General features: G+C 37.5%; 15 protein-coding genes and 1 tRNA gene. 3 read left to right on the forward strand and 13 right to left on the reverse strand.

From position 1 onward, the window contains the following. On the forward strand, window positions 1-298 hold a 298-nt coding region (locus BMY57_RS06105; RefSeq protein WP_143063791.1), incomplete at its 5' end, for a transposase. A 255-nt stretch (window positions 299-553) separates the two neighbouring features. Here BMY57_RS06105 and eno read toward each other — a convergent pair. From eno to BMY57_RS06140, 7 genes are all read right to left on the reverse strand, one after another. After that, window positions 554-1,837 carry a phosphopyruvate hydratase gene (gene eno / locus BMY57_RS06110; RefSeq protein ID WP_091773147.1) on the reverse strand — a complete coding sequence of 428 codons (1,284 nt, stop codon included), beginning with the start codon at window positions 1,835-1,837 and terminating at the stop codon, window positions 554-556. Window positions 1,838-1,906: 69 nt separating this feature from the next. Beyond that, entirely contained in the window at window positions 1,907-3,445 is a 1,539-nt protein-coding gene (gene gpmI, locus BMY57_RS06115; protein WP_091773148.1) for a 2,3-bisphosphoglycerate-independent phosphoglycerate mutase, read from the reverse strand. After that, window positions 3,435-4,199, reverse strand: coding sequence for a triose-phosphate isomerase (gene tpiA, locus BMY57_RS06120; RefSeq protein ID WP_091773149.1), 765 nt, complete (start codon window positions 4,197-4,199; stop codon window positions 3,435-3,437). Before tpiA ends, gpmI begins: the two co-directional genes overlap by 11 nt. A 24-nt stretch (window positions 4,200-4,223) precedes the next feature. Next, window positions 4,224-5,405, reverse strand: a complete 1,182-nt coding sequence (locus BMY57_RS06125) for a phosphoglycerate kinase (RefSeq protein WP_091773150.1) — start codon at window positions 5,403-5,405, stop codon at window positions 4,224-4,226. 153 nt (window positions 5,406-5,558) lie between these two features. Then, window positions 5,559-6,566, reverse strand: a complete 1,008-nt coding sequence (gap, locus tag BMY57_RS06130; protein WP_091773151.1) for a type I glyceraldehyde-3-phosphate dehydrogenase — start codon at window positions 6,564-6,566, stop codon at window positions 5,559-5,561. Between the two features lie 20 nt (window positions 6,567-6,586). Beyond that, on the reverse strand, window positions 6,587-7,612 hold the full coding sequence (locus tag BMY57_RS06135; RefSeq protein WP_369678850.1) for a sugar-binding transcriptional regulator: 1,026 nt from the start codon (window positions 7,610-7,612) through the stop codon (window positions 6,587-6,589). A gap of 121 nt (window positions 7,613-7,733) precedes the next feature. Continuing rightward, window positions 7,734-7,982 carry a glutaredoxin family protein gene (locus BMY57_RS06140; protein ID WP_175615595.1) on the reverse strand — a complete coding sequence of 83 codons (249 nt, stop codon included), beginning with the start codon at window positions 7,980-7,982 and terminating at the stop codon, window positions 7,734-7,736. Between the two features lie 188 nt (window positions 7,983-8,170). On the opposite strand from BMY57_RS06140, the gene BMY57_RS06145 reads away from it, so the two are divergent. Then, window positions 8,171-9,397 (forward strand): mechanosensitive ion channel, encoded by a 1,227-nt coding sequence (locus tag BMY57_RS06145; protein WP_091773154.1) that lies wholly within the window; start codon window positions 8,171-8,173, stop codon window positions 9,395-9,397. A gap of 203 nt (window positions 9,398-9,600) precedes the next feature. Continuing rightward, window positions 9,601-10,350 carry a hypothetical protein gene (locus BMY57_RS06150; protein ID WP_091773155.1) on the forward strand — a complete coding sequence of 250 codons (750 nt, stop codon included), beginning with the start codon at window positions 9,601-9,603 and terminating at the stop codon, window positions 10,348-10,350. A gap of 316 nt (window positions 10,351-10,666) precedes the next feature. On the opposite strand, the gene BMY57_RS06155 is transcribed toward BMY57_RS06150, so the two are convergent. The 6 genes from BMY57_RS06155 to BMY57_RS06180 form a co-directional block, all read right to left on the reverse strand. After that, window positions 10,667-11,209: a cysteine hydrolase family protein gene (locus BMY57_RS06155; protein WP_091773156.1), complete on the reverse strand. Its 543-nt coding sequence runs from the start codon at window positions 11,207-11,209 to the stop codon at window positions 10,667-10,669. 1 nt (window position 11,210) lies between these two features. After that, window positions 11,211-11,957: an NAD(+) synthase gene (gene nadE, locus BMY57_RS06160; protein WP_091773157.1), complete on the reverse strand. Its 747-nt coding sequence runs from the start codon at window positions 11,955-11,957 to the stop codon at window positions 11,211-11,213. A gap of 104 nt (window positions 11,958-12,061) precedes the next feature. Beyond that, a complete protein-coding gene (locus BMY57_RS06165; RefSeq protein ID WP_091773158.1) occupies window positions 12,062-12,973 on the reverse strand; it encodes a VOC family protein in 912 nt (303 codons plus the stop codon). Window positions 12,974-12,994: 21 nt separating this feature from the next. Continuing rightward, window positions 12,995-13,510 carry an SRPBCC domain-containing protein gene (locus tag BMY57_RS06170; RefSeq protein WP_091773159.1) on the reverse strand — a complete coding sequence of 172 codons (516 nt, stop codon included), beginning with the start codon at window positions 13,508-13,510 and terminating at the stop codon, window positions 12,995-12,997. Between the two features lie 21 nt (window positions 13,511-13,531). Beyond that, on the reverse strand, window positions 13,532-13,858 hold the full coding sequence (locus BMY57_RS06175) for an ArsR/SmtB family transcription factor (protein ID WP_091773160.1): 327 nt from the start codon (window positions 13,856-13,858) through the stop codon (window positions 13,532-13,534). 405 nt (window positions 13,859-14,263) lie between these two features. Further along, a tRNA-Arg gene (locus BMY57_RS06180) sits at window positions 14,264-14,335 on the reverse strand. Between the last annotated feature and the right edge of the window lie 79 nt (window positions 14,336-14,414).

Raw genomic sequence — 14,414 nt, forward strand, 5'->3', positions numbered from 1 at the left:
GAGGGAGGACTTCAACGTCCTTACCACGTTCCTGAACTACCCTTCCTCTATTCGTCCGATGATTTACACGACAAACATCATCGAGCGCACCATGAAGGAGTTCAAGAAACGTCTGAAAACGATGAACAGCCTTCCCTCCGAAGAAGCCGTGGAGAAGGTGATTTATATGGTTTCAGATGAATGCAACACCAAATGGTCTACGCGCAAACTCCGTGGGTTCAAAGAAGCAAGCCCTGAACTGCACGCCATGTTTGAGGAACGTTATGGATCTCAGACCGAAAGCGAGGAGGGGAAATAACCCTCCACCGGATCACCCTACTTTTTTACACAAACTTATTGACGGTACCCCTCCCTTTTCTATATAGTAATACTAAATAAATATGAAGCTTTTGTCCAATTTATCACCGAATATATGAGACAAAAGCATGAGAGAAATTTGTTAAAACAAGGTAATGATAGGAAATTATTATTGGTCATTGAGTTTTATTAACATATAGAACTTATGTAAAAAAGACTTCCCTTACTTTAGTGAAGGGAAGTCCTTTCACTTACATTATCTTAAATTATAAAAAGCTGTTTTCCCTGCATAAGTTGCAGCTGTTCCTAAGAAATCTTCAATTCTTAATAGCTGATTGTACTTAGCAACACGATCTGTTCTAGATGGTGCACCCGTCTTAATTTGGCCAGCATTTGTTGCAACAGCAATATCGGCAATCGTAGCATCTTCCGTTTCACCTGAGCGGTGGGAAATAACGGCTGTGTAACCAGCTTTTTTAGCCATTTCAATTGCTTGGAATGTTTCAGTTAGTGTACCGATTTGGTTCACTTTGACTAAAATGGAGTTACCGATTCCTTTTTCAATACCTTCAGATAGCTTCTTCGTATTGGTTACGAATAAGTCATCACCCACTAACTGAACACGATCACCAATACGATCTGTTAATAACTTGAAACCGTCCCAATCGTTTTCATCTAAACCATCTTCAATTGAAACAATTGGATATTTATCAACTAATGACTCGTACCAATCAACCATTTCTTCAGCAGTACGTGTGACGCCCTCACCTTTTAGGTTATATTTACCATCATCGTAAATTTCTGATGCAGCGACATCCATTGCTAATTTAACTTCTGTTCCTGATTGGTAACCAGCTTTTTCAATGGCTTCAACAATTGTTTCAAGCGCTTCTTCGTTTGATTTTAGGTTAGGTGCAAATCCACCTTCGTCCCCAACCGCTGTGTTATAGCCTTTTTCTTTAAGAACCTTTTTCAAAGCGTGGAATATTTCTGCTCCTTGACGTAGCGCTTCCTTAAATGTTGGAGCCCCTACAGGCATAATCATAAATTCTTGAATATCTACGTTATTATCCGCATGTTCTCCACCGTTTAAAATGTTCATCATTGGTGTTGGTAATGTTGTCGCGTTAAAACCACCTAAGTACTGATAAAGTGGAAGTTCTAAGTAGTCTGCTGCTGCATGAGCAGCTGCCATTGAGACACCTAAGATTGCATTAGCTCCTAATTTAGCTTTATTCTCAGTACCATCTAATTCAATTAATAGTTGATCAATTAAAACTTGATCTGTCACACTGTAGCCTACTAACTCTGGAGCAATAATGTCGTTAACGTTTTTAACCGCTTCTTCGACACCTTTACCTAAGTAACGTTTTTGATCACCATCGCGTAATTCAACAGCTTCGTACTCACCAGTTGATGCCCCACTTGGTACTAGGGCAGAACCAAAAGCGCCTGATTCTGTTTGAACTTCAACTTCAACTGTCGGATTACCTCTTGAATCTAATACTTCTCTAGCATAAACATCAACAATGAATGGCATGTTTAAAACTCTCCTTTATTCATTTTTAACCCTAAAAGGGTCATGAAATCCTATAAGATTTTCTGATTACTATTTTTTGATTAATGATTGGCCTGTCATCTCATCAGGTTGTGTAATGTTCAACAAATCCAATACAGTTGGTGATAAATCACCTAGTATTCCACCATCTCTTAGTTCTACCCCATTTTTCGTTACAATAACAGGGACTGGATTTGTCGTATGAGCGGTCATCGGACTTCCATCATCATTTAAAACTTGATCGGCATTACCGTGATCCGCAGTAATGACGGTGTGTCCACCTAATTCAGTTATCTTATCAACCACTTTACCTAGACAATCATCGACTGCTTCTACTGCTTTTATAGTCGGTTCAACCTTACCAGAATGACCAACCATATCTGGATTCGCAAAGTTAAGTATGATTAAGTTTGGTGGATTTTGTTCTAACGTTTCTAAAAGAGCATCGGTGACTTCATAAGCACTCATCTCCGGTTTCAAGTCATACGTTGCCACTTTAGGCGAATCAATTAAAATTCGCTTTTCACCATTAAACTCTTGATCAAGTCCCCCACTCATAAAGTAAGTAACATGTGGATATTTTTCCGTCTCAGCAATACGTAATTGTGTCAGACCTTGGTTTGCGACTACCTCTCCGATTGTGTTTTTCGGCATGTTAGGCGGATATGCTACATGCACGTTAAGCTCTTCACTATATTGGGTCATCGTTACCATTTCTAAGTTATTCAGTGGTGTATAGGAATCTTCAAACACATCTAAACGATTGTTTGAAAAAACATCCGTCAATTGTAAGGCACGATCAGGTCTAAAGTTAGCAAAAATAATGGCATCACCATCTTCGACTTTACCAACTGGTTCTCCTGAATCACTTACCATAACAAATGGATCTACGAATTCATCTACGACCTCTTGTTCATATGATTGCTCTACAGTTTGAATCGCATCTTGAGATGTTGGACCTTCTCCTAAGCGAATTGCACGAAAAGCTTTTTCAACACGTTCCCAGCGATTATCACGATCCATTGCATAGTAACGTCCTGAAACGGTTGCAAGTTGACCAACGCCTAACTCATTCATTTTATCTTGAAGTTCTTTTAAATACGTAATGGCTGTTTTAGGACCAACATCACGCCCATCTAAGAATGCATGGACATAAACACGATCAACTTTTTGCTCCTTAGCCATTTCAAGTAACGCAAAAACGTGGTCAATATGACTGTGAACTCCACCATCGGATAATAAACCAAAAATGTGGAGCGCTCCATCATTTGTCTTAGTATGACTTGCGGCGTTTACAAAAGCATCATTATGATGGAACTCACGCTCTTTAATTGATAAATTTATTCTCGTTAAATTTTGATAAACGATTCGGCCAGCACCTATGTTTAAGTGCCCCACCTCAGAGTTACCCATTTGACCTTCTGGTAATCCAACTGCCTCACCAAACGCTTTTAAAGTAGAATGAGGGTATTGATTCCAATATCGGTCAAAATTAGGTGTGTTTGCCTGTCTGACAGCATTTCCATATTCTTCATCGCGAAGGGCAAACCCGTCTAAGATGATTAATACAGCTAGTTGGTTATCGGGCATTCTGACCAGCCTCCACTAACTTTAAGAATGAATCTTCTTTTAAGCTTGCTCCTCCGACTAAAGCACCGTCGATATCAGACTGACTTAAAAGCTCTTCGATGTTATCAGGTTTTACACTTCCACCGTATTGAACTCTAACTTCTTGCGCGACCTCTTCACTGAATTGGTCTTGAACGACTTGACGAATATGTGCACACACTTCATTTGCTTGTTCACTCGTAGCCGTTTTACCCGTTCCAATAGCCCAAATAGGTTCATAGGCAATGACGGCTTGCTTAGCTTGTTCATCCGTTAATCCATCAAGTGCTTGTCTCACTTGACCTTCAACAAAACTCATCGTCTCATTGTTTTCACGTTGATCTAACGATTCACCGACACATACAATCGGTAATAGATTATTTTCAAAAGCTGCTAACGTTTTTTTGTTAACCGTTTCGTCCGTTTCATTAAAATATTGACGACGTTCTGAGTGGCCAATAATAACATAATCAACCAACAAGTCTTCTAACATTTTCGGGCTCACTTCGCCTGTAAATGCGCCACTTTCTTCATAGTGCATATTTTGAGCACCAATTTTAACATGAAACTCTCTTGCTGCTTCTGATAGAAATGGAATATGAACGAATGGTGCACAGACAACTGTATCGACTTCATCGCTAGAAGGTACTTTTTCTCGAATGTCAACGACAAAACGAGCACCATCTGCTACTAGCTTGTTCATTTTCCAGTTACCTGCAATAATTGGTTTCCTCATGATTTCACCTCAAATAGTATAAAATTACTTATCATTTAATGCTGCAACACCAGGAAGAACTTTTCCTTCCATAAATTCAAGTGAGGCTCCTCCGCCTGTTGAGATGTGATCCATCTTTTCTCCGTAACCAAACTTCTCAACAGCTGATGCAGAGTCTCCACCACCGATAACCGTATATCCTTCAGTTTGGGCTAAGGCTTCTGCAACACCTTTTGTCCCATTAGAGAAAGCTTCATATTCAAAGACACCCATTGGTCCGTTCCAAATAATGAGCTTAGAATCTTTAATGATGTCACTATATTTTTTAACTGTGTCTGGACCTGCATCTAACGCTTCCCAATCAGCTGGAATCTGATCAATGGGCACGACTTTTGTATTCGCATCCTTAGAAAAATCATCTGCTACCACAGCATCTACTGGTAAATGGAGTGATACACCTTTTTCTTTCGCTTTTTCCATGAACTCTTTAGCTAAGTCAATTTTATCTTCTTCTAGTAATGACTGACCAACCTCATGTCCTAATGCTTTAATAAAGGTATAAGATAAACCGCCACCAATTAATAGATGGTCGACTTTATCTAATAAATGGTCAATCACACCTATTTTATCTTTAACCTTGGCACCACCAATAATCGCTGTAAATGGACGCTCTGGATTTTCAAGCGCTTGACCGAGTACTTCGAGTTCTTTTTCTAATAGAAAACCTGAAACGGCCTGTAAATGATGCGCCACACCTTCAGTCGATGCGTGAGCACGGTGAGCAGCACCAAATGCGTCATTGACATACACGTCTGCTAAAGATGCTAATTGCTTAGCTAATTCAGCATCATTTTTCTTTTCACCTGGGTGGAAACGAACGTTTTCTAATAAAATGACTTGTCCATTGTCCAAGCTATTGACCTCATTCACAACTTCTTGACTGTAAACATCATCCGCTTTAAGTACAGGTTGACCAAGTAAATTACTTAAGTGCTGTGCAACAGGATCCAATCTTAATTCATCAACGGCTTCACCACCTGGACGCCCTAAATGGCTCGTTAATATAACTCTTGCTCCTTGATCAATTAAGTATTGGATCGTTGGTAAAGCTGCTCGAATACGTGTATCGTCAGAGATTTCCCCATCAGAAATCGGGACATTAAAATCTACACGACATAATACTCGCTTACCTTTCAATTCCACATCTTTTACTGTCATTTTGCGCATGTCAAAACCTCCAAAAAGTTCTTTATGTAACTAATATAGCAAATCGCATCTCTTGTTCCTACTCGATTTCGACAAATCTCTAGAAAATAGGGAGGAACAAGTAAATGTTCCTCCCTATATTTTACCATTGTTTAATAAATCATTCGAATAACCTTAGAGGCCTTGTTTTGCCATGTACGCAGCTAAATCTACACAACGAGTTGAGTAACCTGATTCGTTATCGTACCAAGAAACGACTTTCACCATGTTGTCTTCCATTACTAATGTTGATAGACCATCAACAATTGAAGAAAGCGGATTTCCATTATAATCACTTGATACTAAAGGTAAATCACTATAACCTAAAATACCTTTAAGCTCGTTTTCTGATGCTTCTTTTAATACCTGATTAACTTCTTCGACTGTAACGTTTTGATCAAGCTCAGCAACTAAATCAACAATTGATACATTCGTGGTTGGAACACGCATCGCCATACCAGTTAGTTTTCCTTTTACTTCTGGTAAAACTTTTGCAACGGCTTCAGCTGCACCTGTTGTAGTAGGAATAATGTTTTCAGAAGCTGCACGAGCACGACGGTAATCTTTATGTGGTAAGTCTAAGATTTGTTGGTCATTTGTAATTGAGTGAACCGTCGTCATAATTCCACGTTTCAGACCAAATTTGTCACTTAATACTTTCGCAACTGGTGCTAAGCAGTTTGTTGTACAAGATGCATTTGAGACAATGTGATGAGAATCTTTATCGTATTTGTCATCGTTAACACCTAATACAAGCGTTAAGTCTTCATCAGAGCCAGGCGCTGAGATAATGACTTTTTTCGCACCTGCATCAATATGTTTCTGTGCGTCATCACGCTTACGGAATAAACCAGTTGACTCAACAACGATTTCTACTCCTAGGTCACCCCAAGGTAAGTTCGCTGGGTCACGTTCTGATAAAACTTTTACTTCTTTACCGTTGATCACAATTGAATCGTCTTTTGCTTCAACATCGACATCTAATTCGCCATGAATTGTATCGTATTTTAATAAGTGGGCTAGCATTTTCGCATCTGTTAAATCATTTACTGCGACCACATCTACCTCATCATTTGTTAATGCCGCACGGAATACACGGCGTCCAATACGTCCAAAACCATTAATACCTACTTTTACTGCCATTATGAAAACCTCCTAAAAATTTATAATGATGAATGTGTTAATAAATCTCGCGCAATGGCTTCATCAATGATTAACACATCGGTTGAGCCCCATTTAAAAAAGGCTGATATAGCTTGACTTTTACTTGAACCACCAGCAACCGTCATGATGGTTTTATCTTCTGTCAAAAACTCTTTCGTCATACCGATTGAATTCAACTGGTGTATAGTTTTCCCGTTTTGGTCAAAGTAATAACCAAAAGCTTCGCCAACAGCTGATTGATCTTTTAACAGTTTAATTTGTTCATCATCAGCTTGGCGGCGACGAGCCATTTTTAACGCGTCACCAATCCCATGGATGACGATATCAGCTTGCTGAATTAACGATATAACATCTTTAACAGCTGGTTCTTCCATCATTTTTGAATAAATATCTTTCCCAACTGTATCGGGCACATAAAGCAAGCGATAACTCCCATTCATTTGTTTAGCCATCTGAACACAGATCGAACTAGCTTGATATTCATGCATATCACCAAGTCCACCACGAGCTGGCACAAACAATGGTCGGACCTGGTCGATCGGATTCATATGATGTGCGACAGCTGCCATCGTTGACCCACCAGTGACTGTGACTATTGAATTATCCTGAACACGTTGGCTCAATTCTTGTGCAGCTGCCTGACCTAGTAAAGCTTTTACCTCGTCATCTTCATCTGAATTACCCGGAACGATTTTGACCTTATGAACGGGTAAAACGTTTAGCAATTGAGTTTCTAAATTATCTAAGTCTGAGATTTCGCGCATAATATCTGGATAAGTTTCAACAATCGATCGACCATCTTCACTCACCCACATCCCTTTATTCGTAACCTCAACTAACCCTTGTTCATCTAAGAACTCAATTTCACTTCGCATCTGCCGCTCTGTTTTATTTAACTGTTCGGCTAGTGCCCTCCGACCAATCGGTTCAGACAGGTGAATGGCCTTTAAAATCTCATATCGCTTTTCAATGACTTCTAATAAATCAGGGATTAGTTTTCTTTGAAATTGATGAAGTTTATTCAGATACCATCACCTGCCTTCTTGGTCAAAATATGTCCTTTAGGTAGTCATTTTTTGTCCCGCATAGACCAAAAAAATATCCTAACATCAGAATAGCAAAACTCTATAAGGTTGGCAAACATTTTTAACGGGGTAAGTTTTCCGATAAAAAATCGTCTAATGTTGCCATGTTTAATTCTGCTGCATCAAGCTCCTTATGATTGATTTTAATAACTGGAATCGTTAGAAAATATTTTTCTAACAATTGCTCGTCCTCTTCAATATTATGTTCGATGATTTCAAAATCATACATCAATTGATAAGTATCAAGCATGGCCTTAGCATCATCACATAATTTACAGCTGGTTTTTGTATAAAAATGAACTTGATTCATCATTTTACCGTCCTATCATTTTTTATAATTTATTATAAAATACTTTAATCCAGAAAAACAAAATAAAGTTTAACCTATCTAATTTTACTGGTCCAATAATCTAATTTTTTCGACAAAATGTTTAACGATATGACTTTAGGTTATATAAAACTATGTAAACATAAAAAACTAAAAAAGGAGAGGATAACATGAACGATTTAAGTTCATCATTTCAAAGCATGTTAAGTAATTTAATTCAAGCCATTCCAAATGTCATTGTTGCACTCTTACTCTTATTGTTGGCTTGGGTGGTCGCAGTTATTTCAAAAAATATTGTACAAAAGCTTTTTGTGAAAATAGGGCTTCACAAAGCCTTAAATAAAACTTCATTCGTTAAAGATGAAAGTCACGGAAAAAGTATTCTAGATAGCGCTGGAAAAGTGGTCTACTTTCTAGTCTTCATACTATTTTTACCTGCTATTTTGGATGCTTTAAATATGCATTCTGTCTCCGATCCTATCACAAATATGATGGACAAACTTCTTGGATTTATCCCTAACCTCATTGCCGCTGCGATCATATTGATTATAGGACTCTTTATTGCTAGACTCATCAAAGAGCTTTTCGAAAAATTCTTCCAGAGTTTAAATCTAGATCAATGGTTTAATAAAATCAACCCTAATAACACAGGTGGAACTGAAGCTCAAACCACACTTTCAAATGTGCTAGCTAATATTGTTTACATCATCGTATTAATCCCAATTGTGACCATCGCTTTAGAAGCACTAGCCATTCGAACAATTTCCGAACCAATTCAAGCTGTATTAAGCGATGTCTTAACGATGATTCCTAATATCTTTGTAGCGATTATTTTATTAATTGTAGGCTACTACTTAGGAAGACTATTAGGAAATCTATTAACAAATTTACTACAAGGAACTGGAATCAATAACATTTACCAAACATTAGGTTTAAACGATGATTCCAAACCTTCTATTGACTTAGCCAAGTTACTAGGTACTGTTGCCAAAACACTTATTATCCTATTCTTCACAGTTGAAGCATTAAACGTGTTACAACTTGAAGTATTAAATGCCATTGGAGATGCACTAATCGTCTATCTACCATTCTTATTAAGTGCTCTATTAATTTTAGGTGGTGGATTATTCCTAGCTAATCTACTAAGCAACTGGATTAACCAATACACAAACAGTCCAATCTCAGCACAAATTGTGAAGTACGTCATTATCGTATTTGCTGTCTTCATGACCCTTGATCAACTACAATTTGCAAAAACAATCGTCAATATTGCATTCTTACTTATTCTCGGTGGATTAATGGTCGCATTCGCCATTTCATTTGGAATCGGCGGTAGAGAATTTGCGAAAACACAACTAACTAAGTTAGAAAGTAAATTAAATAGAAAAGATCAGTAAATTAATGAAAAGCTACCTCAAGTGATTGGGGTAGCTTTTTTAGTTTAATATCTATTTTCAAAGGTTTGTTGCATGATTGTAAAAACAACCTTCAGATGAACCTACATAACCCATAGTATGCATATGTTTTAAATAAAGGTTTGTGTGCTGAATAACTAGAAATGAAGTTTCATGTTTTTATTTTTAGAAAAGGAGTTTTTAAAATGACCAAACATACAGATGGTGAAATAAAGAATCATGATTTTTGGTTCCCTGGTCGTTGTGTTGGAGGATTCTCACTCATATTGGGGCCAGTCTTTCTCTTTATTGGACAGCTTCTGCGTATAGATTATGATTTTTTCTTTACGAGTCAGCTTGCTGCTTTTCAGGAAGAACCCACCCGAATGGCCATATTGTATGGCTTTGTTAACGCTGGTCTTATTTGTTTATGGCCAGGCATTCTCACTCTAGTTAGGCTGATTGGAGTAAAGTGTCCTAGGTTGGCTTTATGGGGAGGTATTCTTACCATGTTGGGACTCTTTAGCCGTATGTACCATGCCGGGGTGGATAACCTTTCTTATTGGTTGGTCCAATTCCAGGGCTTGGACATTGCAACCAAAGCAGTAGGTGATTCTTATGCGTATAACTATCAAGGGTTTTATGTCATTTCCACAGTGCTCTTTTCAGTTATGGTAGGATGGTTTGTGCTTGCAGTGGGTGCTTATCGATCAGGCACACTAAATCTATTTTATTCGATTTTATTAGGATTGATGGGGATACATTATTCAGGAGTTCTCAAAGGAACTACGTGGAGTTCAATGGCCATTATAACTGGCCTTTGTATTGCCCTAATACCACTTGGCTTTAAAGTATTGAAAGACGGACCGATGCCTAGTTTACAGACAGTCATAAAGTGGGTTGTCATATTAGCCTTACTTGGCGGGATTTTCTTCTTTATTGGCCAGAATGCGTAATTTATATGCCTCACAAGCTTGGATTAGTCTCTTACATTAATAGAATTTCAGGTCCCCTAGACATAGCATCGGTATTTCAAAACCTAGAAATCTTCCCAGGTATTTGATTTATTATCTATTTTTTAGGTTTTATTCTCTATATCTTGAGGTTTATTATCTATTTTTCAAAGTTTATTATCTAAACTTCAAATTTTATTATCTAATTTCAAAAACTTATTCTCTATTTTCTAAGATTTATTATCTATTTCATATGATTTATTATCTAAAACATAAATAGAAGCTTTTGCGTTTAAATCGCAAAAGCTTCATTCTTATCTTAAGGCAACTGACCCTTAAATTCTGTAATATCACATTGGGTTAATCGATGTATGATATGCAAGGCCGCATTATTATAAAACTGTTCTTCAGATGCCATACAATTTTGAGGAACCCACAATGAATAGCCTTCTAAATAGGCATCCTTAGCTGTAAATAATACACACATATCCCCAGCAATTCCGGTTAAAATTAAATGATCCACATTTAAATCTTCTAATAATAATTTTAGCTGGGTTCCGTAAAACCCTGAATGTTTTGGCTTAAAAATAAAATATTCATCTTTCTCAGGTCTTAACGTCTCAATCCACTCTTTCCCCATTCCTTCGAGACAATAATCAATCAACTGATTGTGGTTTTCTTTCCACATCCCGAAATTATCATTAACATAAATCACAGGAATGTCCTTTTGTTTAGCGGCTCGTATAAGATTTTTAATCGGTTCAATAATTTCAATTGTGTTTTCATATAAATCTTTTGCACCTTCGAAATCCATGCGATTGATCATGTCTATAATTAATAATGCGGTGTTTTTCCTATTCATATTAATCTTCCTTTTTAAAAGGGGCAGGTCCAGGAGCCATTTGGCGTTTATGGCCAGTTTGTTGATGTAAGGCTTGAATCGTGTTTAAAGATTCTTGTGGAATATCTTCACCACGCAAATGGGCATCAATGTGTGCATAAGTTACCCCCATCTCGCCTTCATCAGTTTGACCTTCCCATAAATCAGGGCTAGGCTTCTTAGTTAATATGGCATTGGGAACGCCCAAGTATTCAGCCATTCTATATACTTCTGTTTTAGTTAAATTTCTTAACGGTTCAATATCCGAAGCGCCATCACCGTGTTTTGTAAAATACCCAGTATAAATTTCCGCTTTATTCCCTGTTCCAACGACTAAATAACCAAAGTTCTGCGCAATCGCGTATAATGTACTCATTCGAATCCTAGCCATTAAATTAGCTCGTACGATTTGGTCAGTCTCCTTATTCCACCGATCTCCTAGACTTTGTTCAATCACATTCATTTGTTCATTAAATGTATTCGTTAATTCTATCCCATAATAAGGAAGTTCTAATTTCTTAACTAAATTCAAGGCATCTGGTTGGTCTTCTAGACTTTTCTGAATCGGCATGATCACACCCAGTGAATTGTCTGGAAAAGCTTTTTTCATTAAGCTAGCGGCTAACGCCGAATCTATTCCACCGCTGACACCTACGATCACTCCGTTAGCTTCAGCCTCATTTACGTAATCTCTCATCCAATCCACGAGATAATTGACACGTTCTTCCACAGACAGTCCCTCCTTTTTGGTCTTTATATTCATATACCTTTGAGAGGGAATTTAAAACATAGTAAAAAAAGCACCACCAAAATTGGTGGTGCTTTACCTTGCTCTTATGACTCTTGATACACTTCTTTCAATTTGTCTATATCAAATTTTTTCATCTGAAGAAAAGTTTTTGTTAAGCGTTCCTTTTGTTCACCTTCTGCCTTGGACAACATTTCGCCCATCACCGTTGGCCATACTTGCCAAGAGACCCCATATGGATCTTTAAGCCATCCACATTGTTCAGCTGATGGATCTGAGCTAAGTTTATCCCAATAGTAATCAATCTCTTCCTGAGTTTCACATTTTACTAAAAGCGAAATGGCTTCATTAAACTTAAAATCATGTTCTTGTGCGCTGTCCATTCCCACAAACCATTGATTTTCTAGCATATAATCGGTAAACATAATCGTTCCCTCTTCATCAGGCTCCATACCTTTAGGATAGCGATAAAGCATTCCCCTCTTTGAGCCATTAAACACTGAAAGATAATAGTCGCTAGCTTCTTCTGCTTTTCCAGCCAAATCTTGAACAAACATCATGGATGGTATGATAATAGGCCGTTCTTCTCCTTCAGGATTAGTCAAAATTAATTGCCACGATAGTCCGTATTTATCCTGAATCCATCCATAAAGTTTACTAAAAGGATATTCTTGTAGTTCCATAAGTGGAGTTCCACCTTCAGCGAGCTGTTCCCAAAGCGTCTTTAAGTTTTCCCTCGCATTTGCATCTTTAGATGGGTCAAAATTAACCATAAACGAAATTAAAGGGTTAAATTTAAAATTTGGTCCACCGTTGATCGCCATAAAAGAAAACCCTGCTAGGCTAAATGACACAATGTCACTATCTCCAGATGGTGTATCGTTTACAGTTGAGAGATTAGTAATCTCCGAATCAGGAAAAATACTCGTATAGAACTCAGCTGCTTCCTTTGCTTGATAATCAAACCATAAATGTGGAACAATTTTTTGATTGGACATTAGCCACGCCCTCCTAAAACATTATTTAACTTTCGTAAGATGTTCTTCAAGGCGATCCCAAGTTTGGGCGATACCTTCAAGCATACCCATATCTATGACCGTATTAAGCGCTTCTGCAGATGCATACTCAACGCGATTAACAAGTTGCGTTTCGTCACCTAAATCAATAAATTCAACTACAATTTCTGATGCTGGCATTTCCTCATTAATATTTCCATCCGCATCCGCAAAATAATCTGTATATGCAATCATTTCTGGCTCTATGATGTCCTTGTAAATGGCTTTACCGCAAGATTCCATGCCGTAGTATTCACCTTGGTTTTGATCAACACACTTCATACAATAACTCCACGTCCCACCTGGTCGAAAATCAATCTCGCAAAACGGTAATTCCCAGCCCACAGGTCCCCACCAATGCTTAAGGTGTTCAGGCTCTTTAAACATTTTAAATACAAGATTACGAGGTGCATTAAAAGTACGCTCGAGAATTAATACTCGATCACCGTCTACTCTTGAACTTACATCTTGAATTGACATTATAACGCCTCCATAAATAATTTAATTCAAGGGTTTTTTCCCTTGTAATACATCTAGATAATCATCCAATCGATCCATACGTGCTTCCCACATCTTGCGGTAAGAGTCAAGCCAGCGATCTATTTCCTGAAACGATTCTGCTTTTAATTTATAAATTCGACGATTAGCCTCAGGCTGAACCTCAACAAGCCCCGCTTCATTTAATACTTTAAGATGCTTTGAAGTTTGAGGTTGATTGAGCTCAAGTTTTTCTGCGATTTCTCCTACTGATTGAGGTTGTGTTAACAGTAAATCAATAATGTCTAATCGATTAGAATCTGCTAGTGCACTAAATGTTTGTTCATTCATGTTGATCAGCTCCTACCCAATGTTTTAACATCCGACTTTTCAACGTTCACTCACCACTATATTGGCCACCTCCAAATCATTGGATACTAAAGTGAGTTCTAGTTGTTAATTTAATTATTCCATAATAGGAATATTCTTGTCAAGGAATATTTATATTTTTTACACAATCTTCAGATGATTTTCTTCTAATATCCGATCAAACACTTAATTATTAAGGTACGAGGGCACCTAAAATAAAAATCTAAACTAGTTAGTAAAAGCCGTACACTCTTCTACTTACACAGTTTAGATTACACTTAAATACATTATGTCTTTATGAATTGCATAGTACAAAAAATAACCTCAATTCCTTTACTTATAAGGGATTGAGGTTATTAAATCACTGATCAAGCAAATTTTTTAAAACGCCCTCGGAGGGAATCGAACCCCCATCGTGAGAACCGGAATCTCATGTGTTATCCGTTACACCACGAGGGCATAATCATAGTTAAAATGCATTTGTAATTATACTTCTAGTTCCGATATAATTCAAGCATACTTTTTCGTAAAATAAAAT

The sequence above is a fragment of the Piscibacillus halophilus genome (assembly GCF_900110685.1).
Lineage (GTDB): Bacteria > Bacillota > Bacilli > Bacillales > Alkalibacillaceae > Piscibacillus > Piscibacillus halophilus.

Excerpts from the sequence above, each read along its gene's own strand:
- BMY57_RS06155 (WP_091773156.1), bottom strand. The coding sequence starts at position 11,209 with ATGAATAGGAAAAACACCGCATTATTAATTATAGACATGATCAATCGC.
- gap (WP_091773151.1), bottom strand. The coding sequence starts at position 6,566 with ATGGCAGTAAAAGTAGGTATTAATGGTTTTGGACGTATTGGACGCCGT.
- BMY57_RS06140 (WP_175615595.1), bottom strand. The coding sequence starts at position 7,982 with ATGAATCAAGTTCATTTTTATACAAAAACCAGCTGTAAATTATGTGAT.
- BMY57_RS06175 (WP_091773160.1), bottom strand. The coding sequence starts at position 13,858 with ATGAATGAACAAACATTTAGTGCACTAGCAGATTCTAATCGATTAGAC.
- gpmI (WP_091773148.1), bottom strand. The coding sequence starts at position 3,445 with ATGCCCGATAACCAACTAGCTGTATTAATCATCTTAGACGGGTTTGCC.
- BMY57_RS06150 (WP_091773155.1), top strand. The coding sequence starts at position 9,601 with ATGACCAAACATACAGATGGTGAAATAAAGAATCATGATTTTTGGTTC.
- eno (WP_091773147.1), bottom strand. The coding sequence starts at position 1,837 with ATGCCATTCATTGTTGATGTTTATGCTAGAGAAGTATTAGATTCAAGA.
- tpiA (WP_091773149.1), bottom strand. The coding sequence starts at position 4,199 with ATGAGGAAACCAATTATTGCAGGTAACTGGAAAATGAACAAGCTAGTA.
- BMY57_RS06145 (WP_091773154.1), top strand. The coding sequence starts at position 8,171 with ATGAACGATTTAAGTTCATCATTTCAAAGCATGTTAAGTAATTTAATT.
- BMY57_RS06165 (WP_091773158.1), bottom strand. The coding sequence starts at position 12,973 with ATGTCCAATCAAAAAATTGTTCCACATTTATGGTTTGATTATCAAGCA.
- BMY57_RS06125 (WP_091773150.1), bottom strand. The coding sequence starts at position 5,405 with ATGCGCAAAATGACAGTAAAAGATGTGGAATTGAAAGGTAAGCGAGTA.
- BMY57_RS06170 (WP_091773159.1), bottom strand. The coding sequence starts at position 13,510 with ATGTCAATTCAAGATGTAAGTTCAAGAGTAGACGGTGATCGAGTATTA.